Annotated in this window: 26 protein-coding genes and 1 pseudogene; 21 read left to right on the top strand and 6 right to left on the bottom strand. The window is 48.9% G+C overall.

Annotated features, from left to right (window positions below; all coding sequences use genetic code 11):
* Positions 1-121: 121 nt before the first annotated feature.
* From fmt to J4G07_03545, 6 genes are all read left to right on the top strand, one after another.
* The gene (gene fmt, locus J4G07_03570; protein ID MCE2413062.1) at positions 122-1,045 is read left to right on the top strand and encodes a methionyl-tRNA formyltransferase; all 924 of its coding nucleotides are present in this window, start codon (positions 122-124) and stop codon (positions 1,043-1,045) included.
* A gap of 218 nt (positions 1,046-1,263) precedes the next feature.
* Positions 1,264-2,241 carry a PASTA domain-containing protein gene (locus J4G07_03565; protein ID MCE2413061.1) on the top strand — a complete coding sequence of 326 codons (978 nt, stop codon included), beginning with the start codon at positions 1,264-1,266 and terminating at the stop codon, positions 2,239-2,241.
* A gap of 23 nt (positions 2,242-2,264) precedes the next feature.
* A complete protein-coding gene (rpe, locus tag J4G07_03560; GenBank protein MCE2413060.1) occupies positions 2,265-2,939 on the top strand; it encodes a ribulose-phosphate 3-epimerase in 675 nt (224 codons plus the stop codon).
* Between the two features lie 85 nt (positions 2,940-3,024).
* Complete coding sequence (locus J4G07_03555; GenBank protein MCE2413059.1) at positions 3,025-3,762, top strand: 16S rRNA (uracil(1498)-N(3))-methyltransferase; 738 nt, start codon at positions 3,025-3,027, stop codon at positions 3,760-3,762.
* Positions 3,763-3,861: 99 nt separating this feature from the next.
* The gene (locus J4G07_03550; GenBank protein ID MCE2413058.1) at positions 3,862-4,557 is read left to right on the top strand and encodes a M20/M25/M40 family metallo-hydrolase; all 696 of its coding nucleotides are present in this window, start codon (positions 3,862-3,864) and stop codon (positions 4,555-4,557) included.
* Positions 4,558-4,618: 61 nt separating this feature from the next.
* Positions 4,619-4,957 carry a M20/M25/M40 family metallo-hydrolase gene (locus J4G07_03545; GenBank protein MCE2413057.1) on the top strand — a complete coding sequence of 113 codons (339 nt, stop codon included), beginning with the start codon at positions 4,619-4,621 and terminating at the stop codon, positions 4,955-4,957.
* On the opposite strand, the pseudogene J4G07_03540 reads toward J4G07_03545, so the two are convergent.
* Positions 4,923-5,631, bottom strand: a pseudogene (locus J4G07_03540) (MoaD family protein). The gene J4G07_03545 and the pseudogene J4G07_03540 overlap by 35 nt on opposite strands.
* Before the next feature lie 232 nt (positions 5,632-5,863).
* Between J4G07_03540 and J4G07_03535 the strand changes: the two are divergent.
* The 4 genes from J4G07_03535 to J4G07_03520 all read left to right on the top strand — a co-directional run bounded on the left by J4G07_03535 (position 5,864) and on the right by J4G07_03520 (position 9,280).
* Positions 5,864-6,481: a hypothetical protein gene (locus J4G07_03535; GenBank protein ID MCE2413056.1), complete on the top strand. Its 618-nt coding sequence runs from the start codon at positions 5,864-5,866 to the stop codon at positions 6,479-6,481.
* Positions 6,482-6,486: 5 nt separating this feature from the next.
* Complete coding sequence (gene folB / locus J4G07_03530) at positions 6,487-6,843, top strand: dihydroneopterin aldolase (GenBank protein MCE2413055.1); 357 nt, start codon at positions 6,487-6,489, stop codon at positions 6,841-6,843.
* On the top strand, positions 6,836-8,038 hold the full coding sequence (locus J4G07_03525) for a phosphodiester glycosidase family protein (GenBank protein MCE2413054.1): 1,203 nt from the start codon (positions 6,836-6,838) through the stop codon (positions 8,036-8,038). The genes folB and J4G07_03525 overlap by 8 nt, the downstream gene beginning before the upstream one ends.
* A 192-nt stretch (positions 8,039-8,230) precedes the next feature.
* Positions 8,231-9,280: a hypothetical protein gene (locus J4G07_03520; GenBank protein ID MCE2413053.1), complete on the top strand. Its 1,050-nt coding sequence runs from the start codon at positions 8,231-8,233 to the stop codon at positions 9,278-9,280.
* Between the two features lie 22 nt (positions 9,281-9,302).
* On the opposite strand, the gene J4G07_03515 is transcribed toward J4G07_03520, so the two are convergent.
* Positions 9,303-10,589, bottom strand: coding sequence for a hypothetical protein (locus tag J4G07_03515; GenBank protein ID MCE2413052.1), 1,287 nt, complete (start codon positions 10,587-10,589; stop codon positions 9,303-9,305).
* A 105-nt stretch (positions 10,590-10,694) separates the two neighbouring features.
* Positions 10,695-11,021: a thioredoxin gene (gene trxA, locus J4G07_03510; protein ID MCE2413051.1), complete on the bottom strand. Its 327-nt coding sequence runs from the start codon at positions 11,019-11,021 to the stop codon at positions 10,695-10,697.
* Positions 11,022-11,559: 538 nt separating this feature from the next.
* On the opposite strand from trxA, the gene J4G07_03505 reads away from it, so the two are divergent.
* From J4G07_03505 to J4G07_03475, 7 genes are all read left to right on the top strand, one after another.
* Positions 11,560-12,195 carry a twin-arginine translocation signal domain-containing protein gene (locus J4G07_03505; protein MCE2413050.1) on the top strand — a complete coding sequence of 212 codons (636 nt, stop codon included), beginning with the start codon at positions 11,560-11,562 and terminating at the stop codon, positions 12,193-12,195.
* 77 nt (positions 12,196-12,272) lie between these two features.
* The gene (locus J4G07_03500) at positions 12,273-14,390 is read left to right on the top strand and encodes a xanthine dehydrogenase family protein molybdopterin-binding subunit (GenBank protein MCE2413049.1); all 2,118 of its coding nucleotides are present in this window, start codon (positions 12,273-12,275) and stop codon (positions 14,388-14,390) included.
* Between the two features lie 123 nt (positions 14,391-14,513).
* Positions 14,514-15,494 carry a xanthine dehydrogenase family protein subunit M gene (locus tag J4G07_03495; protein MCE2413048.1) on the top strand — a complete coding sequence of 327 codons (981 nt, stop codon included), beginning with the start codon at positions 14,514-14,516 and terminating at the stop codon, positions 15,492-15,494.
* 12 nt (positions 15,495-15,506) lie between these two features.
* Positions 15,507-15,746, top strand: coding sequence for a hypothetical protein (locus J4G07_03490; GenBank protein MCE2413047.1), 240 nt, complete (start codon positions 15,507-15,509; stop codon positions 15,744-15,746).
* Positions 15,747-16,140: 394 nt separating this feature from the next.
* Entirely contained in the window at positions 16,141-16,581 is a 441-nt protein-coding gene (locus tag J4G07_03485) for a hypothetical protein (protein MCE2413046.1), read from the top strand.
* A 250-nt stretch (positions 16,582-16,831) separates the two neighbouring features.
* Positions 16,832-17,650 carry a phytanoyl-CoA dioxygenase family protein gene (locus tag J4G07_03480; protein ID MCE2413045.1) on the top strand — a complete coding sequence of 273 codons (819 nt, stop codon included), beginning with the start codon at positions 16,832-16,834 and terminating at the stop codon, positions 17,648-17,650.
* Positions 17,647-18,525 (top strand): FkbM family methyltransferase, encoded by an 879-nt coding sequence (locus J4G07_03475; GenBank protein ID MCE2413044.1) that lies wholly within the window; start codon positions 17,647-17,649, stop codon positions 18,523-18,525. The genes J4G07_03480 and J4G07_03475 overlap by 4 nt, the downstream gene beginning before the upstream one ends.
* Here the strand turns inward: J4G07_03475 and J4G07_03470 are convergent.
* Both J4G07_03470 and J4G07_03465 read right to left on the bottom strand, forming a co-directional pair.
* A complete protein-coding gene (locus J4G07_03470) occupies positions 18,505-19,518 on the bottom strand; it encodes an aldo/keto reductase (protein MCE2413043.1) in 1,014 nt (337 codons plus the stop codon). The genes J4G07_03475 and J4G07_03470 overlap by 21 nt on opposite strands.
* A gap of 42 nt (positions 19,519-19,560) precedes the next feature.
* A complete protein-coding gene (locus J4G07_03465) occupies positions 19,561-20,292 on the bottom strand; it encodes a 3-oxoacyl-ACP reductase FabG (GenBank protein MCE2413042.1) in 732 nt (243 codons plus the stop codon).
* A 214-nt stretch (positions 20,293-20,506) separates the two neighbouring features.
* Here J4G07_03465 and J4G07_03460 point away from each other — a divergent pair, with 214 nt between their 5' ends.
* From J4G07_03460 to J4G07_03445, 4 genes are all read left to right on the top strand, one after another.
* Positions 20,507-21,460 (top strand): hypothetical protein, encoded by a 954-nt coding sequence (locus J4G07_03460; protein MCE2413041.1) that lies wholly within the window; start codon positions 20,507-20,509, stop codon positions 21,458-21,460.
* Positions 21,461-21,570: 110 nt separating this feature from the next.
* Positions 21,571-21,774, top strand: a complete 204-nt coding sequence (locus tag J4G07_03455) for a hypothetical protein (protein ID MCE2413040.1) — start codon at positions 21,571-21,573, stop codon at positions 21,772-21,774.
* Positions 21,775-21,834: 60 nt separating this feature from the next.
* A complete protein-coding gene (locus J4G07_03450) occupies positions 21,835-23,826 on the top strand; it encodes a T9SS type A sorting domain-containing protein (protein MCE2413039.1) in 1,992 nt (663 codons plus the stop codon).
* A 125-nt stretch (positions 23,827-23,951) separates the two neighbouring features.
* Positions 23,952-24,758, top strand: coding sequence for a hypothetical protein (locus tag J4G07_03445; protein ID MCE2413038.1), 807 nt, complete (start codon positions 23,952-23,954; stop codon positions 24,756-24,758).
* A gap of 13 nt (positions 24,759-24,771) precedes the next feature.
* On the opposite strand, the gene J4G07_03440 is transcribed toward J4G07_03445, so the two are convergent.
* Positions 24,772-26,340: a hypothetical protein gene (locus tag J4G07_03440; protein MCE2413037.1), complete on the bottom strand. Its 1,569-nt coding sequence runs from the start codon at positions 26,338-26,340 to the stop codon at positions 24,772-24,774.

Below are 26,340 nucleotides of genomic sequence, written 5' to 3'. Positions count from 1 at the left end.
CACCCTCGCCCGTCCGTAAGCGTTTGCAAAAACACGCAGGCGACTCCTGAGAAGAGCACGTCAAAGTCCAAACTTAGGTTGTTTCTCCGCAAGGAAAAATTAAGAAGTGCGTATTTTGTTTATGGGGACCAGTGAGTTTGCCGTTCCAGCGCTCAAAGAACTCATCGCCCACAAATTTGAACTCATCGGTGTCGTCACACAGCCCGACCGACCGAGCGGACGCGGAAAACGACTCACCCCGTCACCTGTCAAATTAGTTGCTACAGAGCATACGATACCGGTCTATCAGCCTGAGAAGGCGAGAAAACCAGATTTTGTGCGGACTCTTAAACGTCTCGCACCGGATGTAATTGTTGTTGCTGCCTTTGGCCAAATTCTTCCCCAAACCGTTTTAGATATCCCGCCCTGTGGCACTATCAATTTACATCCCTCGCTTCTTCCAAAGTACCGTGGTGCTGCTCCAATTCAGTGGGCACTCATTAAGGGTGAAACGGAGACAGGGGTGACACTGATGTTACTGGATGCAGGTGAGGATACAGGTGATATTATCTCGGCAGACCGAGTCCCGATCCGACACGAAGACACTGCTTTCACATTGACGAAACAGTTGGCACAACTCGGGGCAAATCAACTGGTCCGATGTTTGTCCAATATGCCGGATGGCGAACCGCCATCTGCAATCCCACAGAACGACGCAGAAGCAACGCATGCCCCGCGGCTGACGAAGGAGATCGGGCAAATTGATTGGAATCAACCAGCGATCACGATTCACAATTTAGTCAGAGGTACAGCGATCTGGCCCGGTGCGTATACTTTCTTCCGAGAGAAACTGCGGTTAAAAATTGTGCGTTGTCAACCACTGCCACAGAAAACTGATGGACAGTCCGGAACCCTTGAAATAGTCGAAAGACAAAAACTCCTCGTTGCCACGGCAGAAGGAACGCTCCAATTGTTGGAAATTCAACCCGCAACCAAAAAACCTATGGAAGCACACGATTTTATTAATGGGTATCAATTGCAAACAGGCGAATGTTTTAATTATTAGGTTTTCGCACTGCCCTAATTAGCAGTCGGTTATCGGTTAAGAGGTTTTCCTCTCACAAAGGGTACATCTTAAGATAGTCTCAAAACCGGTAGCTCGTAATGAAATTAGGTCTCCTTAAATGGCATAATTTGTCTTTGCTTTACATTTGGAGAGCGGATATGAGGAAGGCATGCCAAACACAGAACCCACGTTATTTCTCCGCAAGGAAAAATTAAAAAATGAATCGTCTGAATAATGCCCTATTTGCATCATTCAAGACGCTCCTCTATTTCTTGAGTGTCCTCGGTATAATCGGAGCGTTAGCCATTTTCGTTGTTATTCCGAATTGGGTCAGAACCGAAGAGGTACTTGTTCCCAACATTACCGGCGAAAGTTACTATGAAGCCGTGCGGATTCTTGGGGAAGCAGGATTGCAGCCCGCAAAAACTATTCAAGAGGCGAGTAGCAATGCGCCGAAGGGTGAAATCGTCTCACAAAATCCAGAGGCGAACTTTAGAATAAAATCATATCAACCCGTTGAAATCACAGTTAGCATAGGCGCGGAGTTAGTCCCCGTTCCCTCCGTCATTGGAAAATCGCGAGATGCTGCTTTTGATAGCCTTACGAGTGCTGGTTTTCGTCCAAATCGAGTTGCCTTCGTCCATTCCGCAGATTATCTGCAGGATACGGTCATTTCACAAACACCGCCAGAAGGCGGAGGGCAACGCCGTGGCAATCCTGTAAATCTTTTGGTGAGCCGCGGACCGAGACCACAAGTGGTGCAACTTCCGAATTTCCAAGGTCAGCTTGCTGCTGATGTAATTGCTGCCTTGGAAACAGTCGGACTAAAGATTGAAACTGAATATAGTTCGCATCCTAAAATCCCTCAAGGCGCAATTATCACACATGAACCTGTAGGCGGCATCATGGTGAGAACTGGAGACCGCATCCTACTCGAAATCAGTGGTGTGCAGGGGACTACTGAAAACATTAGCAGACCCTTACCTTTCACGCATACGGTGAGCGAGGACGGAAAACTTTCGCGCCACATCAGGATTGTTATAATTGATGAATACAGTGAGCGCATTGAGGTCGATCAACGCTACGCACCCGGGACAGTGATTGATTTGGAGCAGAAGGGGGTCCGCGTCTTTGGTAAAGCACGGGTGATCGTCTACGAAAACGGTGAAAAATTACCTGAAGTGCTTTATAGATAGAACTCAACTAAAGGAGAATACAAATTCCTACGCCTAAAATTGCGCCTTCATTACTCGCTGCAGATTTCAGTTGCCTTGGCGAAGAGGTTAAACGGGTCGTCACAGCTGGCGCAGATATGCTCCACTTTGACGTGATGGACGGCGAGTTTGTGCCAAATTTTGCTATCAGTCCACCCTTTATCGCGGCTGTTCGCGAAATCACCGATGTGCCTTTTGATGTCCACATTATGGTGACCCACCCGCTTCGTTATATCGACGCACTTGCGGCGGCAGGTGCAGATCTGATTACCTTTCACATCGAAAGTGCTGATGAACCGAATGAAGTAATTTCGGCGATCAAAGCACACGGTCTTAAGCCGGGTTTGGCACTTTGTCCGAAGACACCCGTCTCGTCGGTTACACCTTACCTTTCAGACATTGACTTAGTCCTGCCAATGAGTGTTGAACCTGGATTCGGAGGTCAGCCTTTTCAGCGGAATACACTCGAAAAAATAGCAACATTACATCAAAGCGTTCAGGAAATGGCGCTGCTTCTTGACATTTCCGTTGATGGTGGCGTAACGACAGAAATCGCGCCCCTCGCAGTTCATCGAGGCGCAACAGTTCTCGTCGCAGGGACGGCTATCTTCCGCAGTCAGCAACCAGAGACAATTATTCAAAAATTGCGCACCCCTGCCACCTATGACGAAAGTTTGTAGTCCCAAGCAACGCGCCGAGACGGCTCACTGGAACGGACTTGACGATGCCAACTCACCTCACCGAACCGCAAGGAACATTTAAAGAATGCACACTTTCTATGTTTCCCCTTCTCAGATATCCAATCATGTCGCCACGATTACGGGGTCAGAGCATCACCATCTCCGCAATGTCCTTCGGACAAGACCCGGTGAGACTGTCCGAATTATCGATGGAAAAGGGAATGCGTATACCGCGCAAATTCTTGAGGCACACGACGATGGACTTTCAAGCGAAGCCCGAATCCTCAGTCACGAATTTCACGCAGTTATTTCACCAAAACTCACACTCTTTCAAGGACTCCCCAAAAACGATAAAATGGAGTTAATTCTCCAAAAAACGACAGAACTCGGTGTCACACAAATTGTACCACTGCATTCAGAATACGGACTTCAGAGACCGAGTCAAAACCGATATGAGCGTTGGCACCGTGTCCTTATCTCTGCTACGAAGCAGTCCGAACGCGCGTGGTTGCCTGAATTATGCAACGCACAGATGTTTGACGCAGTCCTGGCGCAACTTGATAGGTTTTCGCTCTGTTTGCTCCTTAGTCCATATCGTGATCAGGAGTCGCAGATTCAGCATATCCAGACAGTTTTGCGAGAGACACCGCATCCGGATTCTATCGCTCTCTTTGTCGGCCCAGAAGGCGGATTTTCCGATCAAGAGGTCGCCAGTGCTATTGAAAGCGGATGTACACCTGTGACACTTGGTAGGAACATTCTCCGCACAGAAACTGCCGCAATTGTAGCCATCGCCGTCACGGCTTATGAATACCAACTCTAAATTGTGCTGCTCTAACTTGTAGGAGGGAACTCCGATTCCCGACGCTTACTCTAAAAAATTCATTGACAAACTTCACCATTTTTTGTAAAATTGCTGACTATGGATGCAAAAAAATTGACCAGAACCCTCATTGGGTATAACACAGTAAGCCCTCTCAGCAATGTTGAGGTCATGGATTATCTCACCGAGACGCTGGAATCTGTTGGTTGTGAAGTCGAACGGGTTGAATACAAAGATCCAGCGGGTGTGCTGAAGGTGAATCTCATCGGGCGAAAAGGGCCTGTGAACGGTGCGCGCGGACTTGCGCTACTCGGACATATAGATACTGTGCCTGCTATCGGTTGGTCGATGGATCCGTTTGAGGCACGGATTGCCGATGAGAAGATGTACGGCAGGGGTAGTTGCGATATGAAGGGCAGTGTTGCGTGTATGATTGAGGTCGCGTCACACTATGCGGCATCGGATTTAAAGGCACCGCTCTATGTCGTGATCACCGCCGATGAAGAGGTGGGCTACCTCGGAGCAATTGCAGTTGCCGAAAAGTCGCAGATGTTCAAAAAGCATGGCTTTCCGAAGTATGGAGTCGTCGGTGAACCAACAGAACTCCATGCGGTATATGCCCACAAAGGGACTGTCCGTTTTACCGCCACAGCCCACGGTCGTGCAGCGCACAGCAGTACAGGCGAAGGGGACAACGCAAATCTAAAGTTAATTCCTTTTCTCGCAGAGATGCGGGATATTTATCACGAATTGACAACCGATACCCATTACGGATTGGAATATCACTATCAGTGATGGCGAGTGTCCAGGGAATATTACTTCGCCGTTAAGCGTGTGTTGTATCAACTACCGTCCAATGCCTGGAGATAATGCTCAGATCTGGATAGACCGCGCACGCGATTCAGCAGAAAAGCATGGGTTAATATTTGATCTGTATATTAATGCCCCTCCGGTACGCACACCGCCCGATGCGAAGATTATTCAAGCGGCACTTGAAATAACAGGTGAGACCGAACCCCGAACGGTTGCCTATGGCACCGATGCTGCTGTGTTCGCACAACACATGGAGATTGTCGTTATCGGACCCGGTAGTATTTTACAGGCGCATACAGTGGATGAGTGGATGGCGTTGGACCAGTTCCCACAAGGGATCTCAATTTTTAGTCAATTTGTGAAGCGGTTTTGTGCGGCTTAGGCGCATCAAAGAAAACAGCATCCGGTTTCACCCATTCCGCTTCACCATCTGCCCACACCTCACGCTTCCAGATAGGCACAATCTGTTTGAGGCGATCCATCGCGTATCGGCAAGCTTCAAACCCGTCTTTGCGATGCGGCGACGCCACCGCAACTGCTACGCTTACCTCACCGATCTCCAATTTGCCGACACGGTGAACCATTGCGACGCGATCGAGATCCCACTTCTCTGAAATCTCTTGCGCGATTTCTGCCATTTTCTTCTCCGCCATCGGTGGGTACGCTTCATATTCAAGACATTTTACCGGTCTGCCGTCGGTATTGTTCCGAACCGTGCCGAAGAACAACACCACTGCCCCCGCATCTGGACCTTCCACGGCTTCACGCACTTCCCCACCCGTGATAACTTCTGTCGTTATCTTAAACATTGTTGCCTCCCGTTACTGGTGGAATTAGGGCGACCTCGTCTCCTTCTGCGAGTTCAGTATGTTCCGTAGCATATTCCCAATTGACAGACATCTGCATCACTTCGTAGAATTCGGCGATTTCGGGCCATTCTTCCTCAAGACGATCTAATATCGTTTGTATCGTAGCACCGTCCGGGAGTTCCATCTCTTCCTCAGATCTATCCAACATTTCATGGCATACGGCGAAGTATTTAACTGTGACGTTCATAAAAATTCCTTATTTAACAAGGTTTTAGAGGTTAACAGCACATGAACTATATCAATAAAGTATACCACAAAATCGGGCACATAGCAATCTTTATACTGATTGCTGATGACTGATTGCTGATTGCTGATTGTTATTATAATTTATGTTGATTTATATAGGACGATGTGATACAATAAAACGAAGTGTGTGAACGTGATTTACCTATCACCTTCAACAGAGGAGAGAAGACAGTATGAAACCGAAAGCTATTTATTATTTCATCCTCGTTTTGCTTGTCGTTGGGCTCATGGCTTGCGGCGGCGACACTGATGATGAAACAGAAGCACCCGATAAGCAAACCCAGCCGACAACGACATCCACCGAATCAACGCAACCCGATGTAGTTGTTGGAAGAGATATTGACTTTGCCGCCGAAGAGCAAGCGATCCGCGACCTTTACGCGGAATATGCTCTTGCCCACGGCGACCAAGATGTTGACGCGCTAACGGACGTGTGGCTACCCGGCGAGAGCAAAGACATTTTTACCGCTTGGACGTTCTGGGCGGGGACCTTTGAAAAAAACGAAGGCGGAAAGGCAGTCAGCAAAGCATGGGACGGAATATTCCGGCTCCGCGGTGGGAAGATGGCGGTTGACATCATTTACATCGCTATTGATGGCAGAGGCAAGAAAGCCATTTTGCGAGGTGAATATACTTGGGGAAATCAGAAGGGCGATCTAATTTCCGAACTGAATAAGGATGGTGAGGACTGGAAAATTCGATCTATTGATTACACCGGAGGAAAGCACGGAAAACAGGTTAAAGACTTAATCGAGCCTGCTCATACCTTTGGAGAAATTCCCGAAGAATAGTAGTCATGGATAAAATTATCCTCAAAGGGATTCGATTTCATGGTCACCACGGCGTTCCGGAAGCGGAACGCCACGTCGGTGGCCATTATGAGGTTGATGCGACCTTGGGGTGTCCACTTGCGAACCCCGGCAGGACAGACGCACTCGCTGATACCGTCGATTACGCTGAAGTCGTCACTTGCATCATTGACATCGGCACGCAGCAGTCGTTCCAACTCATTGAGGCACTCGCTGAGAAAATCGCTACAGTGATTTTAGAACAATTCGCAGTAAATGAGATCCATCTCATCGTCAAGAAGCTGCGTCCCCCTATAGAGCAACCCATTGATTATTTTGCCGTTGAGATTTTTCGTAATGCGTAGATTCCGGGCGATCATCTCTTTACTGTTCCTGTTGATGACAGTTCCCGCTACCGCACAGTCCGGTGGCGAGAAAAAAACGTTATTTCCGGATTTCGCACGAGGGCTCCATCTTTACCGTTACGATTGGGACATCGAAACGTGTGTCCTTTATGTCGCTGAAATGTCCCGCCATGAACCGACACTCCACTTTGAGGTAGCACTTGCGAATGCCCAAGTACTCGGAAAAGAAACCGTTCGGTCTATGGCAAACCGTCGGAACCAACGCGGGGATCGCCGTGTCCTTGTCGCAGTTAATGGTGGATTCGGTGTACTCGGTGATATGCGCGGTTACGGGGGCGTATTAGAGAGTTTGCATGTTCAAGACGGTGAACTCATCACCCAGCCTACAGATACCGAGGCATGCTTCGGTGTCACCGAGTCTGGTGAATTTCTGAGCACTCCCGTGGAAATGAAAGCAAGCGTGCAAATAGGCGCGCACACGCTACCCCTCGGATGTGTTAATCAACGACGGCTTGATGGATGTCAGGTGACGCTCTACACGCCACGACTCGGTAAATCAACCCATACCAACCGTCGCCGAGGCACAGAAATTGTAATCGGCGGGTTTCCGCTCCCTCTAACCCCGAATTATACACATTCCTACCGTGTGGAGGGAGTCTCACGCGATGGAGATAGCACAATCCCGAGGGACGGGGCAATTCTTTGGATTAGCACGCGGTTGAAAGATTCGGGCGTTTCCGAGTTTAATACTGGCGCGAGTGGCACGTTTACCGTTACGCTCTCACCACCGGAATGGAATCGAGTTCAGCACGCTATTGGCGGGCGACTCCGACTCCTTAAGAATGGTAAAATCAATGAGACGCTTGTGGAGATGCATCGCGCTGAAAAGCGGCATACCCCCGGCAAACGCGCATCAGTGTTGAATCTGAGCCATGAACCCCGCACTGCGCTTGGATACAACGCGGACACGCTCTTTTTAATTGTCGCAGACGGACGGCAACCGAAGTATAGCACTGGATTAACCCTCTACGAACTCGCCAGCATTTTCATTGACCTCGGGGCAACCGATGCGATTAATCTCGATGGTGGTTCCTCCAGCACCTTTGTCGTTAACGATGCGGTCCTCAATAAGCCATCAGGACAGCGAGAACGGGAAGTCCTGAATGCCGTCTTGATCACAGCGGATGTCCCGTAGAAACAATGCTTCTGTAGAAGGGAACTCCGATTCCCGACACTTATATTTCTGACCGCTGATTGCTGACTGCTGATGGCTAATTTGTAGGAGGGAACTCCGATTCCCGACACTTATATTTCTGACCGCTGACTGCTGACTGCTATTCTTGTAGAAGCGACCTCCGGTCGCGATAAACAATGTCGGAGATCCATCTTGAAAATCTATCGTGGCGTAACAGACAAATTCTCAATATTTCTCTTTCTGCTATTTTACCCCATTTTAGTCGCCAATTCAGCGGATTCCCCAAAACTGCTGAAGGCGACACTGCTATCACAAACCGCAATTCAGTTGCAATTTGATGGGCAATTACAGGCAGAGACCGCAGAAGACCTTGGTAATTATCAAATTACACCAGATGTCCAACTCGAATACGCTCTGCTTGATCAACGACTCGATCGCGTCCTGCTCCTCATTTCGCCGTTAGAGGTCGAGGAAACCTATCACCTCACACTCCCCAATTCACAAACAGGAATAGTGCTAACTCTTCCATCTACAAACGAGATAACTTTCGGTGCAGGCGACGCCGTTACATTCTCTGGAGGCTTGCAAGACACGAGCCTGATTGTCAATAAAGATCGCAAGACGCGAAACAACAATTCAGGTGCCGAACCGACGCTCGTGTGTAATCCGACGGGTAATGTTTTCTTCGTCGCTTTTGACATGTATGATGCATTTGAAGATATGGGTATCCGGGAACCGACACAAGTCTTAGATGCAACGATAAGTCTACATGTCCAGCAGTGTGATACTGCGCAGACCGTCATCTTCCGCCGCGTGTTGCTCCCGTGGCGAGAGGGCAGAGGTATCTCCGAACGCGCAGAAGATAACGAACTCACCTATAACAGTGCGTTGCATCGCAATCTCCCGTGGAATAGACCTCCCGCGCAAGCGGTGTTGTCAGGCATAGACGGCGATAATGAAAGCGATTACAACGGTTCTGAAGATGTCGCCCATCGGATTGATGGCACGTGTGAAATTCAGGGAGCAGGGAAACATTATGTATTCAAAAGTGATCTGCTCACCGACGCTGTCCGTTTTTGGGTAGCGAATCCCGATTACAACTACGGGTACCTCTTTGCCTTGCGTGATGGCAGTGCCCCTATCGTTTTTTCATCAAAAGAATCAGATGATGAAAACCTACGTCCAGTCCTTAAAATCCGATACCAGACACAGGTGGAGGGAGAAATGCCCTCGCCGCGTTAGGTGGTTAGTCCCTTCTCTATTTTTACACATACTCCCGCAAATACTCCAAAGTCCGATCCACCGCTCCCAGATTTTCCTCAATCAATTGCTTCCCAATACTGCCCGCTATCTCCCTCGCAGTTATATCATTCAGCCATACGGTAATAGCATCTGCTAATTGTCGTGCAGTGTGAACCAATTTTCCGCCACCTCGCTCCACGAGCAAAGACGCTTCATACGCGTTCTGTATGGTCGGACCGAACAGGACAGGCTTCGCCATCGCAGCGGGTTCCATCACGTTGTGAACACTTCCGCGGAAACTCCCACCGACAAATGCTATGTCTGCCAACCCATATAACTTCGCAAGAAGTCCTACCCTATCAACGATGAGGATATCTACCACCGATAAATCTGTTTCAGACTTAAGTTCAGAAAAGTGGAGATATATCAATCCCTCTCGATCCAAATGTCCGCGGATCTCATTTATCCGTTCAGGTGTCGGTTCGTGCGGGACCAAAATGAGGTGTGGAAAATCAGTAGGTGTGTTTTGGCGCAGCAACTGATATGCCGATAACAATACCTTCTCGTCTTCTGTATAGGTGCTACCAGCGATAAGAATGGGACGTTTTAAAGTTGCTTGCCCGGGGAAAAAATCGGTGTCGGGTTCAACGGTTGTTGCCCGTCGGTAGACTTGCTCATAGCGGGTATCGCCGGTGACAATGATCTCATGTGTTGGCGAACAGAGTTCTTGAAAGCGCGCCGCATCCCCTTCCGAAATCGCACAATGTACTCGGATGTGCCGGTGGACACTCCGAAAAAACGGCTTCGCGAAACGAGACAACCGTTTTGATTCAGCGTGTAGCGTTCCCGCGACAACGATAATGGGAATACCGTATTTAGAAGTTTTCCAGACGAGGTTAGGCCAAATATCGAATTTGGAAAAGACGATCAACGTAGGTTCGATGAGACGTATCAAACGTTCCGCGTTGCGAGGTGTATCCAACGGAAGGTAAACAGCGGCATCTGCGTAGGGATAAGACTTCGCGTTTGGTGCGACGGAGGGTGAAAAGAAGGTTAAAACAATTCGGGTCTCTGTGTAAATCGCTTCGATAAGGGGTTTTGCCTGTTCAAATTCGCCGACAGAGGTAAAGTGAAACCATACTGTTTTCTCCAGGGGTCGAGCGGTCTGGAGTTGATCTGATAGTTCCGCAAACACTCGTTTTCGTCCTTTGATACCTTCCTGAATCTTAGGATTGCAGCACCCCGCACTGTAAAAACCGACAAACATGGCAGGGACAGCAAATAGGTTATAGACGATTTGCCAAAACATAGTGAACCTTGAAGGGTAGCAGGATGGGAAGGTGGGAGAATGGAAGGGCGAATCTGATTGACAAAACTTCCATTCTCCAGAGGTGTGATTACGAACGGGACGTGCTTATAGGACGTCTAAGATTTTCTTCTTGAGTGCATCTTTGGGCATCGCGCCGACAATCTGCCCCGCAACTTTGCCGTCTTTGAAAACGAGCAGCGTCGGGATGCTCCGAACACCGTACTGCATCGCGGTCTGACGATTGTCATCAACATTTACTTTTCCAACTTTAAATGTCTCAGTGTTCTCACCGGCGAGTTCATCCAAAATGGGGGCAATCATTTTGCACGGACCGCACCACTCTGCCCAAAAGTCGACAACAACGGGTGTGTCTGATGTGAGTACCATTCCTTCAAACGTATCGTCACTAATTTCAAATGTGTTTCCAGCCATGATAGCTCCTTTTTCTTTAAAATAGGGTAGGCGAAACGCCACCTTGTAATATTGTGCTTGCGATGAGTCTTATGAGTGCATTAATATGATACCCTATTCTGGCAAAAATTGCCAATCAATTTTTCGTGTCTACCATAGGAGAATTTAGAGAATAAATGGTAGGAACAACCTGCAATCCCATCGCGTTTGGTCTGATAGACTACTGCCGCAAAGAACACTAATTCTTGAAACACAGCGGTTAAAAAAATACATCGGATGTTTTGAATCGCGCCATCCATTCCGTTTTCCATTTTTCCTTTGTTCTATCCTTTGCTGTCGGAAGTGGTAACCGTATCTCTTCATTCTCCTGCAAATCATAGAATCCTGTAAATCCTGATTCTGAAACCAACAACTGAAACCTAATTACGTCCGATTCGTTTTTTTTCTTGATAAAAAACGTCAAGTATGCTATATTGACAGAAATTGATAGATAACGAATTTTTTAACCAACGCGATGAACATAATGTTAATCCGAACTCACAATTGAAGGAGGTACCGCATGCCTGATAAAGATAAAAAGCAGGGAACGAACATCTCGCGCCGGAACTTTTTGAAAGGCGTAGGTACAGGCACCGTTGCCGCAACTGTTGCACCAAGCGTCTTGATCGGCAGTGAGAAAGCCGCCGAGGCCCAAGCCGGCGACGCTATCGCGAATGCGACAATCGAACTCAATATCAACGGTAAATCGTATCAAGTCGAGGTGGAAGCGCGAACAACGCTTCTAACAGTTTTGCGTGATGGAATTGATACAAGCGGGAACAACGTCGACTTAACTGGGGCCAAACTAATTTGCGATCGTGGTGAATGTGGTGGCTGTACCGTCATGGTAGATGGGAAGTCGGTCTATGCTTGTATGATGCTCGCAATTGATGCACAGGGCAAGCAGATAACAACCGTCGAGGGATTAGCAAACGGCGACGACTTGCACCCCGTTCAGGAAGCATTCATCCAACACGACGCGCTGATGTGTGGATTCTGCACACCCGGTTTCATCGTCTCATCCGCAGCACTGTTGAACGACAACTCGAGTCCGACGCTTGAAGAAATTAAAGTCGGCTTGTCTGGCAACACGTGTCGCTGTGGAACCTATCCATTCATCTTTGATGCTGTCAAAACCGCATCACGGAAGATGTGATTTGAAAGCAAGGATTGACTTGCGAGACGCAAGAGCCCGCCGCTCTAATGGGGCAGTTGGCTATAGGAGGAAAACGCATGGCATCATGGGGAGAAGCAAGTGAATCTCGCCTCATCGGAAAACGGGTAACCCGTTTGTCCGGTAAGGATAAAGTCACTGGAAAAGCGAAGTATACTTTTGACATCAATGAACCGGGTATGCTTTACGGACGCATCTTGCGTTCTGAAACCGCACACGCTACCGTTATGGGTATTGATCTGAGCGAAGCAGAGGCGTTACCCGGGGTCAAGGCTGTTATCCCGCTCATTGAAGTGGGGAATAAACTCCGGTACCAAGGGCAAGAAATTGCTGCTGTTGCCGCTGAAACAGATGACATCGCTAAGGACGCGATCCGCCTCATTCATGTTGACTTGGAGGAATTGCCGCACGTCGTCACAGAAGCGGAGGCGATGGCAGATGGCGCGCCGCAGATCCGAGAGGATTGGGCGGGCAATCAGAGCGAACCGAATGTCAGGGAAGACGGCGACATCAATGCCGGATTTGCTGAAGCCGCTGTTGAAGTCGAAGCTACCTATCACACGCCTGTTCAGACACACGTCTGCTTGGAAACACATGGACATGTCGCAAAATGGGAAGATGAACAGAATCTTACCGTCTGGGCATCTACACAAGGCGTTTTTGGGGTTCGTAACGATTTCGCGCAGCACTTTGAATTGCCAGCAAACCAAGTTCGGGTCATTACAGAACACATGGGAGGCGGATTTGGGAGCAAATTCGGACCCGGTATAGAGGGACGCACCGCGGTTGAGTTGGCACGTATGACTGGCAAAGCAGTCAAGTTAATGCTGACCCGGAAAGCAGAGCATCTTGTTGCTGGCAATAGACCTTCAATGACACAGCACGTTCGCGCCGGCGCAACACGCGACGGGCGACTTATCGCTTACGATATGAAGGGCTATGGCACAGGGGGCATCTCCAGTGGGGCCGGTTTCACGGGACCCTACGTCTACCACGTCCCAAACAGTCGGGCAGAACGGGTTAACGTGGCTGTCAATGCTGGTAACCAACGCGCCATGCGCGCCCCTGGACACCCGCAAGGTGCGTTCGGGATGGATTCTCTGATGGATGAACTTGCCGAAAAACTCGGTATGAACCCCTTAGAGTTTCGTCGTATCAATGATCCAAATGAAGTGCGTCAGGCACAATACACCCTCGGTGCACAAGAGATAGGATGGCACCGCCGCAACAGCGTACCCGGCTCCGGCACAGGCGTGAAAAAACGGGGCATGGGACTTGGCAGCGGTCAATGGGGTGGCGGTGGCGGACGCGGCACAGAAGCGCGGGTCACTATCAATGCAGACGGCACTGTTGAAGCTGTCACAGGCACTCAAGACATCGGAACCGGTGTCCGAACAGTTATTGCAATGATTGTTGCCGAAGAATTCGGTCTTAATACTACCGATGTCCGTGTAAAGGTCGGTGATAGCCAACCCGGATTACCCTCTGGCGGCAGTGGTGGTAGTCAAACAACCCCGTCAGTAGCACCCGTTATCAAAACCGCAGCAGCAGCAGCAAAACAGAAATTGTTTGAACGCATCGCGCCTTTGCTTGAGGCACCTGTGGGAGACCTTCGTGTCGGTACCGGCACTATCTACGTTGTTTCTGACAGAACTAAGACAATTACGTGGAAACAGGCAACCGGTCAACTCGGAATGGAGAGCATTAGCGAAGGTGGAACTTGGGAGGAAGACCTCCGCCAAAACGGTGCCGCAGGTACCCAGTTCGCTGAGGTTGAAATTGATACGCAAACTGGTGCTATCAGGGTCATCAAAATTGTCGCCGTTCAGGATTGTGGATTGGCGATTAACAGGTTGACAACGGAGAGCCAGATTAATGGCGGTGTTATCATGGGATTGGGGCAGGCACTGCTTGAAGAGCGGTTCATGGACCCAGAGACCGGTCGAATGCTCAACGCCAATCTTGAGGATTACAAGGTTCCTGGAACTCTCGAAATCCCTGAGATTAAATCCATTGTTTTCGATACACACCGCAAAGTTACAGGGGTTGGTGAACCACCGTGTATTCCGACACCCGGGGCTATCGCGAATGCCGTTTACAATGCAATCGGCGTTCGGATTCGGTCTTTGCCGATAACACCCGATAAGATTCTTGACGCACTCGCTGACAAGGCATAAGGAAGAAAGATGTTCTTCGCAACATCAAAAAACCTAAGCCTGTAATGAAATGGAAGGCGAATCTACGGAAAGGTACTTCATTCATTCAACTCACCTGACCGAACCGCAAGGAAAATTAGAAAGATGGAAAAATTTAGTTACGTTAACGCTACCAGTCTGGAGCAGGTCACGTCACTCTTGAGTGAAAGCGGTTGGGGCGAAGTCATGCTTATCGCCGGTGGAACGGATCTGCTCGCAGAACTCAAAGAGTACATCGAAACCCCCAAGACGCTTGTTAATCTCAAGACGTTACCCGGAATGGATAGCATTGAGGCGGATGCCTCAGGCTTGAAAATCGGGGCATTAGCTACTGTCGCTGACATCGCTATGCATCCGACTCTCCAGCATCACTATACCGTTCTATCGCAAGCTGCCGGTTCTGTTGCAACACCACAGATCCGAAACGTCGGGACACTCGGCGGAAATCTCTGCCAGCGTCCGCGATGTTGGTACTACCGGGATGAAGCCACCGATTGTCTGAAAAAGGGTGGGGACATCTGTTATGCAGTTGATGGTTTGAGCAAATATCATGCGATCCTCGGTGGCGATCCGGTCTACATTGTGCATCCTTCGGACCTCGCACCAGCATTGATCGCTTTGGGGGCCTCGGTCAAAATCGTCGGACCTGAAGGCGAGAAAAATATGTCGCTTGAGGAATTCTTTACATTACCGGCTGCGAATCCGTTCCGGGAAAACGTGCTTGAACCCAATGAAATTGTTGTTGAGGTCAGTGTCCCGGCACCGAAGCCGAATACGAGGAGTTTCTATTTAAAGGCGCGTGAAAAAGGTGCACCCGACTTCGCGTTATCAAGCGTTGCTGGCGTTTTTGAGATGGACGGGAAGACCTGTAAAACCGCCAGTATCGTTCTCGGCGGGGTCGCACCTGCACCTTGGCGTTCTAAAGAGGCAGAAGCAGCAGTCACCGGCAAGATGATCGACGAATCGGTGAGTCAGCAGGCGGGTGCCGATGCCGTTAAGGACGCACAACCCTTGAACGACAACGCGTATAAGGTGGCCTTAACACAGAATCTCGTCAGTCGCGCCGCGATGATGGCTGCAAGCTAAAGGAGCAGTGATATGTTACAAGGAAAAGCACTTCCAATCTTTAATCGCCCGATATGCCAGTATCTTCGGACGAAGGCGATTTACATTCCGGGCGGCAACTTGCAGAACCTCGTTGAAAACAATCCGGGTTCACACTATTGGTGCAATTGCACTATGCAAGATGTCGGACCCGATGACCAGTTTGTGTCGCCAGACGCTTGTAAGCAGTCGCGCAACTGTTTTAACCCCGTTGGTGGTAAGCCAGTGGTGTAAATTGCAACGGCTGGAACATAGGAACGAGAAAATCAAGAAGGGCAGGCGGTGCACAAAACCGGCTGCCCTTCTGCCATAATATCTATGTATGTTTTTATGTGAGTTTGATCCGCTGCTCCGTAGGATCAGTATGCCTATAGTAGGGGTCGGGTTATAAATAGCACGATGACAAGCAGAACCGTTCGTAGGGAATGCCATAAGGCATTCATACCCGGGGAAGTGCATAAGCACTTCATACCGTTGATTCTGATTCATGCGACGTGCATTCATCGCACGTTCTTACAGGTGACTGTTTTAATTTTTGTGTCGTTAAAACGCGTCGAAAACCCGATTTCGACAACGGAGAAATCGGTGCGAAAACTCAATAATTAAAAAGATGTTTCTGAAATCGTTAATGCAATGGATACATGTCGGATCTGTCGTTCTGATGATAGGAGGGTTCTTTTTTTTTCGTGTTGTTTTACTCCCGATTGCCAATCGGCTTCCTAAACCGGAAATCTTGATCTCATCCGCATTAAGACGTTTCAGTGGTATCGTCTGGACGGCATTGCTAACCGTCCTCATATCGGGATTGTATAATTTCATTACCTTCTTTCGCACTGCACGTTCTATCTCCGCTACTGGGGCGTTTATATCAGATTACTCACTCTACATCCTCGTTTTGGGGGTCAAACTATTTATTGTCTTTTTGATATTCACATTAGCAATCGTTCTGACGTTCCCCTATCCTGTCTTTGATGTATTTCAGAAAAAGCCAGCATCATGGCTCAATCTCACTGTAATTTTAGGATTGATAGTTATTTTTCTCTCGGCTTTTTTACGCCGGTTGGGGTAAAATACTAATATGGTAAAACCTACAAATAACTCTCACTGCGAGGCAATCTCAATAGAAGCGAAAACCTCCACCCCCGCTGGCGAGGTTCTAACCTCGCCTCTCTGTCGATGTATAAGTAATTGCGGGCTTTACTATGATTCTGAAACGGTAGCCTGCAACAACGGCGCAGGCAGATTTGAGGAACGTACGTAATAGATGGAACGCACTTCATTTCACCGCAAGGAAAATTAGAAAACAAGGAAAATTAAAAATGACTGTTTTGAATTCCGAAGATCGCGCGTTCTGGGAAGAGAACGGTTATGTCGTCATCCGCAATGCCGCACCCCCAGAATTAATACAGAATGTGGCACAAGCCGTCTGGGATTTCCTTGAGATGGATGCCAACGATCCAGACACTTGGTATCCCGATCCGCCTCGTAAAGGCATCATGGTAGAAATCTATCAGCACCCGGCTCTATGGGCAACTCGTCAGTATCCGCGTGTGCATCAAGCTTTCACTGAGATTTGGGATAATGAGAAACTTTGGGTGAGTTTTGACCGTGCCAGCATGAGTCCGCCCAATATTCCCGAAAAATTTGAACGAACAAACCTAGGACTCCATTGGGATATGTCTGTAGACATCCCTTTCCGGTTCCACGTCCAAGGTGTCCTTTATCTGACCGATACTGCCGCCAACCAAGGCGCGTTTACATGTGTTCCGGGGTTCCACAATAAGATCGAGGCGTGGATAAAGAGTCTTCCAGAAGATGCTGATCCGAGGCAGCAAGATTTAGTCGCACTCGGCGCAGTGCCTGTGCCCGGAAAAGCCGGTGATCTCGTTATTTGGCATAGTGCGTTGCCACATAGTGCGGGCATCAACACCGGCGATGCACCACGTGTCGCGCAATACATTACGATGTCCCCGACAGGAGAAGCAAATCCAGAAGCACGCCAGCGCCGCATCAACGCATGGAAAGAACGTATGGCGGGCTTCAGCGGCGAACGAGAAGAAAAAGAGCATGAATCCGGCGAAACCGCATATCTCACCGAACTCGGCAAAAAATTGTTAGGACTTGAGATGTGGGGATGAACCTGCCTCTCAACTATCTTGTCCGCAGTTATCTCCGTTGGTGTCCAATTACTGACGGTAAGCGTTTGCTATTAAACTTAACAAGGAATTTGATTACACCTGAGGACCCGATCACTGTTTTTGACACAAAGTACGGGTTCCGATTAAAAGCCAATCTTGCGAATCCTGAGCACCAATATCTCTATTTTTACGGCACGCATGATGAGAGGCATGTCGTTACCAAACTTCTGAAGATGGTTCAGCCCGGAGACATCTGTTGGGACATCGGGGCAAACATCGGATTTTATACATGCTTCCTCGCTTCACGGGTTGAAGAGTCAGGTGTTGTCGTTGCTTTTGAACCTGCCGTGCGTACTTGTGGCTATCTCAGTGAGAATGTCTCTCTAAATCGGTTCGCGAATGTTACTGTTGTCAATAAAGGGCTTAGCGACAGGATAGAACAACGGCCTCTCTACTACGCTGAGGCAGGACTTGCTGAAGGCACAGCTTCCTTAAAGTATGTCAATAGTCGATCAGTATCGGAACGCGTAACACTTGACACGATTGACAATCTCATCCGAGAACTCCCAGTTCCGGATTTCATCAAGATCGATGTAGAGGGCTATCAATTGGAGGTGTTACGCGGCGGTGAACACTGCTTAAAAACGCATGCCCCCCTCTTAATGGCGGAGCTGAAAGATGTTGGCGAAACAAACCGTGATACTTTCGCCGAAATTGAGGAGTACGTCACAGATTTGGGGTATCAACTTTATGAGATTAGGAAATATTCTCTCCGGCGATGTAAGAAACTTTCTGACGCACCGAAAAGAAACTTCTTCCTCGTCAAAGAGCAGTCCCGTGCCTTTTCCAGAATCTTACCGTGGCTCAGGTGTTAACCGTCCCAACACCGGATACGCCGGATCGTTATACCCTTTACCAGTATGTTCACCCGGCGGGACCAATTCGTTGATAGTTGCTTCGTCGGCTTCCGTTAGCGTGCAATCTAAACACCCCAAGTTATCCTCTAATTGTTTCATGGTGCGCGGTCCGATGATAGCAGAAGTAATTATTGGATTTGCCAACACCCACGCCAATGAAAATTGCGTCAGTGTTTTATCGTGTGCATCTGCGAGGGGTTTGAGTTTCTGCGCGACTTCGTAGCTCTCCTCGCGGAGTTCCGTCTGCAAAATGCGTCTATCCTTACGTGCTGCTCGTGAACCCGTAGGTGGCTTTTTGCCGGGCAAATACTTACCAGCCAACACGCCTCGTGCCAACGGGCTATACGGCACAACCCCCACGCCATATTTCTCACAGAACGGCAACAATTCTACTTCAGGGTCTCGGTTAACGATGTTATAAAGCGGTTGGACACACACGAACTCTTCCAGTCCTTGCTTATCGCTTGTCCAGAGTGCTTCGCAAATACGCCACGCCTGAAAGTTGGAACAGGCGATATAACGCACCTTCCCCTGTCTCACACAATCGTCCAAAGCCCGTAGGGATTCCTCAATTCGCGTGGTGGCATCCCAGCGGTGCAAGTAATAGACATCGATGTGATCTGTGTCAAGACGTTCGAGACTCGCTTCGACTGCCGACATAATATGAAAACGGTGTGAACCGCTTGAATTCACGTCATCTCCCATATTGCCGTGAACTTTCGTGGCGATGACCCAATTCTCTCGGTTATCGCGAACGGCTTTCCCAATTATTCGTTCCGATTCACCGTCGTTATAGACATTCGCCGTGTCCATAAAGTTAATCCCAGCGTCCAGTGCCTTATGGATAATCCGAATTGAATCCTTTTCGTTCGTTGGTCCACCGAACATCATTGTCCCGAGGCAGAGCGGCGAGACCTTTACACCTGCACGTCCAAGCGTCCTATATTCCATGTTTTTCTCCTTCTTAACTGACAACTGATAAATGAAAACTACTTAAGCCATTCGTATCCCACCGTTGACATCAAGGGTCGCCCCAGTCACATATTGCCCGTCTTCTGAGGCGAGGAAAAGGATAACACTCGCAATCTCCGAAGCATCGGCAACCCGTCCTAACGGAATCTGGTCTGTCATGTCTGGATGATTTTTCGCCATCTCTGTTGCCGCTACTCCCGGGGCGATAGAATTCACCGTGATTCCGTATTCTCCAAGCACACGTGCTAACGATTTCGTTAGACACATGACACCCGCTTTCGAGGCGGAATACGGGGCAGAAGCGACCAAGCCGCCGACCTGTCCCGCCAGCGAACCGAGGTTGATGATCCGTCCGGAGCGTTGTGTTTTCATCGTTTCCATGACTGCTTGTGAACACAGAAATGGACCCTTCAGGTTCACAGCCATCATCCGATCCCATTCCGCTTCCGTGCAGGCATCAATACGCGTGTAACTAAAAATACCAGCATTATTGACTAAAATATCGATCCGTCCGAACTCGTCGAGTGTTTCCTGAACCATCTTGCGCACAGAATCGCCATCCGCTACATCCGTTTCAATCACACGACACTGCCTACCGAGCGCAGTTATTTCTGCTGAAGCCGCTTCCGCATTCGCTAAATTCACTTCAGGGATTACAATATCCGCACCTTCTTTGGCGAAAGCGAGACACGTTGCTTTCCCGATACCTCCGCCACCTCCTGTAACAATTGCAACCTGTCCTTCTAAACGCATCAATATTTCTCCTTTTACTCTTATGAGTGGCACGCAGTCAAGGCAGTCCTGCGCTCTTTTCCTTCTTGCAAAATCGCAATAAATGTAGTAATATACTCTTATTATCACACGAAGCTTGCAAAAAGTCAACAGGGCAGATTGTGTTGAAGATTAGCATTCATTGTGATTGTTATTCCTATTTACTTGCGGCAATCGGCATAAGGAGTATTAAAGTATGAAAAAGACCGAATTTCTACAGTGGCTCAAACCAGTCCTGGTCTTGAGTCTCGCTTGTTCTTTTGTGTTTACGGCGGCAGCACAGAATTATTATCCCGCAGACATCGGGAATACGTGGGTTTTTGACAGTGTCGATGGTGAGGAGCAGAGCACCTATACGCTTGAGGGACCCGAAATTATTGACGGTAAAGAGCGTATCCTCCTGAAAATTAGGACCGAGGAACTCAGCACTGGAGACAGTGACACTGACATGTATTTTTTGACTGTCGGGGCCGATGCCATAGAACTCCATAAAACTATCTTTGAATTGGTCGAACCGCGTGCTATGGTGACTGCGGATTTTCCAACACCTGTTACTTTTTTCCCTTTACACTTGAAACTGGGTGATAAATGGCAGATAGCAGCGGATGCGGATGTGGAACTGGAGATCGGACTCGCCATATCTGGGAAAAGTGTCACTGATTTTGAAGTCGTCGGATTTGAGGAGATCGTCACACCCGCTGGAACGTTCGAGAACTGTGCCAAGGTCCAGTTAAATGTGAATTTAAATGTGAATTTCACGGCTGGTGGATCCTTAAATCTTGACTCAAGTACCCACCAATGGTTCGCTCCTGATATAGGTCCCGTCCAATTCGAGAACAACGATGGCTTAATATTTGGTTTGATAAGCTCCAACCTGCTAACTGTGCCTACAGAACCTGAGACGACAGAGGAAGATGTTACACCGGAACCCTCTCCTGAGGAAGAGACTATGCCTGAACAGCCTTCTCAGGAGGATACTACGCCAGAACCGGTGCCTTATGACGTGACAGGGGACGGAGTTGTGAATATCTTGGATCTCACTTTCGTGGCTTCTCGTTTCGGTCGGAATGATGCTAACGCAGATGTCACGGGCGATGGCATTGTTAACATTCTGGATTTGGTGCTTATCGCACAAAATTTCAGCAATTGACCTTAAGAATTCTACAATGCGTGTCCTAATACGATGTTTTTTGTTGAAAACCTTTAAGGAATCTGGTAATATTTGAGCATTATTATTCACAAAATTTGGAAAAAATCTGCATGGTAAGTTGGAAAGTGGCATTAGTTGTTGTTATCATTGTTGCTCTGGTGATGGCGATTGGAATGTGGTTTGGGTATCGATACGTCTCAGAACACGATGACCTCGCACCAGACGGATGGCATGAGCACTCTAATCCGACTGGCTCGCATCTTGATAAATTATGTGTGCTTACTCCCTTCCTTACAAGCACTTCACAGGAATGATTTAACCTTTTTTGTGAGCATTACTTAATTTGTGTTTTTTAAAAAAAGGAGATTTAAATTATGAAAACTCCCAAATTTATGTTTTGGCTGGCACCGCTCTTGGTGTTAAGCCTTGTCTGTAGTTTCGCACCTGTAGCGATGGCACAAAATTATTTTCCGTCGATGGTCGGCAATACGTGGGTTTTTGTGAGTGCCGACGGGGCAGAGCGACGCACCTATACCTTTGAGGGACCCGAAACTGTTGACAGTGAAGAATTTATCTTCTTTAATATCACCAAGGAGACAGTCGGAACAGACGTAGTTGCGTTTGACAAGTCCTGGGTAACTGTTGCTGGAGATGGAGAGATTATACTACATCAAGTTGCCTTTGACCGAGGCGCATTTGGCATCGCCGAGGCGACTTTTGATCCACCGGTTACTAATTTCCCCGCCGCGCTACCATTAGGACATACGTGGGAGATTGTGACGGAAACCGTCCTGCAACTGGTCGGAGCAGCGACCACTACCAGCTCTTTAGAGGTTGTTGCAATCGAGGATGTTGAAACCCCGCTCGGCGTATTCAAAGATTGTGTTAAGGTAGAGACGAATCGAAGAGCCGTCACGGCACTTACAGTTGTCCGTGAGAATGAGTTCCTATGGCTTGCACCCGATGTTGGTCCCGTCAAATTCCAGGATACAAACGAAATTGTTTTTGACTTGGAAAGCTACAATCTTGTTGAGGCACCCGTTGTTGAGGACGCACCTGCTGAAGAGCCTACAATCACTGAAGAAACTCCAGCCGTTGAAGAAACTCCAGCTACTGAGGAAGTGCCACCTGCTGAGGAAGTTCCAGTCGTTGAAGAGACACTCTCTACTGAGGATGTACCTGCTGAAACTCCTGAAGAACCAGCCCCAGAAGAACCGATGCCAGAACCAGTCGTAGAAGGTCCTGGTTTTGATATGACCCTTGAACCGGGTTTGAACATGATTTCGATCCCGTTGATGCCAGCAGAACCCTACTCGGCAAAATCGTTGGCAGAAATGCTGGACGCAACAGCTGTTATTCAACTCGACGCGACGATGCAGCGTTTTATCGGCTACACGGTTGCGGATGAAGGTGATGGCTTTGACGTTACAGGGGACAAAGGTTATATCGTCAATACACCTACTGGGGGTATGGTGAAGTTCACAGGTGAGGCATGGGACAACCAACCTGAGCAGGCTAAACCGGAACCGATGCCAGAGGAACCTGTTGCTGAGGAACCTGTTGTTGAAGATGCCCCCGTTGAGGAAGTTCCTGCTGATGACGCAGTTGCCGAAGAAGAGGTTGCCGCTGAAGAAGAGGTTGCCGCTGAAGAAGAAGTTGCCGAAGAAGAAGTTGCTGAGGAACCCGCCGCTGAAGAAGAAGCTGAAGAAGAAGCTGAAGAAGAAGTTGCTGAGGAACCCGCCGCTGAAGAGGCTGCCCCCGCTGCACCTTCACTCGCAACCTATAAAAGCGCATGGGCGTTCATCGTTACCTCCGACATTCACGGCATGGAAACTGGCACGGCATATACCCTCGTCGCCACGGAGAACGTCACAAACGCAGCGAGACGTTCCTCTGCTGTCTGGGCAGACCTGAACCGTAAGAGCGTCGTTGAAGCCGGAGATAAACTCGAAGTCGCGCTTTATGATGACCGTGGTAGAATCGTCTCAGGTCCGTTCCAACGGACAGTGACGACAAGTGATATTCGCAATGCGTTCCTGAGTCTTCAACTCAATGTTGGCGATGTGCAACCGCAAGACACGTTGTTGGCGCAGAACTTCCCGAACCCGTTCAATCCAGAAACATGGATTCCATATCAGTTGAACAAAGCGACAGAAGTGAAGATCGATATTTATAATATATCGGGTCATTTGGTTCGTTCGTTGGATTTGGGTTGGCAGCCGACAGGTTCATATATGTCGCCGTCGGGTGCTGCGTATTGGGATGGTAAGAACGCTGTAGGTGAACGTGTCGCGAGTGGTATCTACTTCTATACGCTGCAGACATCAGATTTCACTGCGACCCGACGGATGGTTATCCTCAAGTAGAGGACACAGCGAACATTATTCACTCAAACGCCTTGGTGTTTTCATCAGGGCGTTTTTTTTGACACTTCGCTATTTTAAGTGGTATAATCATTGTAACCGCATCAACTTTGACAAAGGGGAATCAAATGGTCAGAAATGTCGTCCTACTTATTATCCTACTCTGTGCTTTCACCAGCATAACCGATGCTCAGAATTATTACCCTGCTGATATTGGGAATACGTGGGTATTGGAGAGCGAAGACGGTGCGGAACGTACCACTTACACAATTCAAGCGGTTGATGAACCTGTCAACGGTGAACAGGTCCGTATCCTTGAGATCACAACAGAGGTATTAGGCACGAGCACCGTCAGAACGAGCACTTTCCTCTTTCAGGTGGACGAAGCAGGTATGAAACTCCACAGAATTGTCGCCGAACTTGGGGACACCTTCGGAGTGGCGCGTGTGGAATTTTCACCACCGACCATATTTTTCCCCCCGATGCTTCAACTCGGTGAAATATGGGAAACACAAGGGAAAACGGAGGTCAATATAGTCGGTGCTGCTTCGGTCTCCAGTGTGAATGAGGTTGTCGCTGTTGAGGATGTTGTCACACCGGCGGGAACATTTGAAAACTGTTTAAAGATTCGAGTGCGCACGAGAACTACTGTTGCCTTAGGTACGAGTCGTTCAACCTCCTATCAGTGGCTCGCACCAAATTTCGGACCTGTTAAATTTGAAACAGATCAGGATATTGTCTTTGAATTGGTCCGTTCAAATCTGCTCGCGACCGAGATGCCTTACGACGTGAATGACGATAGCATTGTGAATATCTTGGACCTCGTCTTTGTCGCTTCTCGTTTTGGGCAGGCGGATCCGAATGCCGATGTAAATGGCGATGACCTTGTTAATATTCTCGATTTGACGCTTATTGCTCAGAATTTTCGGAATTAAGAACTTCACGAGATTAGACCGAATCCCGTTTCATTTCGCCAGCAGCAAGTGTCGTTGTTTCCCACGCAGTCGCTTCGTCGCTTTGCAATCGCCATGAAAATGTCAGCGGTGTATCCCCGCCATTGTAGAACACTATCTCTGTGTTCTTTTCTGTTCCGAGAATAGGTCGCACCAAAGAGAGAAGCATCGGCGGATGGTTTTGTCTGTTCCCCTGTCGAACCTCCAGGAGTTGTGTGACTTCACTCTGAACTTCACGCGTGCCGAGAAGCAGAGGACCATAGCACGCTGTGACCGCGCCTTGTCCCCAATTCCGTCCATGTCCAGCCGCAACTGAGCACACCGCGCCTCCCATATCAGCGTGTTCCCTTCCGCCGCGTAGCACACGTCTCGCAATATTTAAACGCGTCGCAGCACTTCGCAATGCCCGCATGGCGTAAGCAATCTCGCCTGTTACTTGATAGGCAAGCGTTAGCGTGGCGGTTGACGGTTCCTGAATCGGTTGCACGGATCCATCGTCCGACCATTCTCCCCAATACGCCATATCCGCCCGTTTGCCAACACCCGGTTCCCGACGACGTGTCTCTTGCGGGAAAATCAACGCCAGTAGTTCTGGTGATTCATCAGGAAGTTCCGCTAATTCGGTACGGATCTCCTCGTCGAATCCAGTATCCCCAAAGGTCCAACGGTAGTAGCTGAGTGCCGCCGCCGCTGGGTCGTTAAACGGATCGCTCAACGATGTCACTAACGGTTCTACAATCCGTTTTGCCGCTGTTTTGAAAATTTCTTCTCCTGAGAGCAGATAGAGGTCACCCAATGCGTAGATGGCACCAGAAGCCAACAATACCTCAATACCGGCAAGCGGGTCACCAAGGATGTGGTGCGTGCTTGCGACGAGACGCTGTAGATTCTTCTCATTGACCGCAGCTTCATCCAGCCCCTCTCCGTCAAGCGTCCAAAGCATCGGCATCGGATCTGGTGCCGCAGCAAGCCGCTCGGCGCGTTTCCTTCCATATCGTAGTGCCCACGTCAGGTAGCGTTCTTCACCCGTCACACGATACGCCGCAATCGCGATATGAATGAATCGAAAATGTTCCGCCATTTCATACGCGTCCTTTTCATCGTTCGTCACATCTCGGCTGCCGATGTTGTACCCGATGAACGTGTCGCGCTCATAGTCATACCAAGGCGGGATCTCTGGTACCCAATTCCCGATGTGTTCTGCCGCATCCGTCAAGAGAGAGGTCGCTTCCGTATCCTCCGGCACCAGACCAATGTAACGCGGCAGGAAAAGGAGAAACGGTTCCGGTCCATGATGTGCCTCCGCCTTCGGTTCGTATCCGTGCAGGCAATCACGTTTCACCCAACCGTGCAGAGCCGCCTTCAGTGTATCAAAGTGTTGTAGAACGGTCGCATCACCTGTGATTAAATAGTGCGGAAACCATGCGAGTGCATAGTTCGCCTCGTCCTCACCGCCATCGTTCGGACCTGGTGGATCGAGCAGCATGCTCTGTTTCAGCCATCGTCCCATTTCGTTTCTGAGGGTGGTATACGCCTCATAGCAGTCATGGATAGTCTTGTTCAT

This window comes from Candidatus Poribacteria bacterium (assembly GCA_021295715.1).
Lineage (GTDB): Bacteria > Poribacteria > WGA-4E > WGA-4E > WGA-3G > WGA-3G.
The sequence above is the reverse complement of the archived record's forward strand: the minus strand, read 5'-3'. Positions and strand labels throughout refer to the sequence as shown.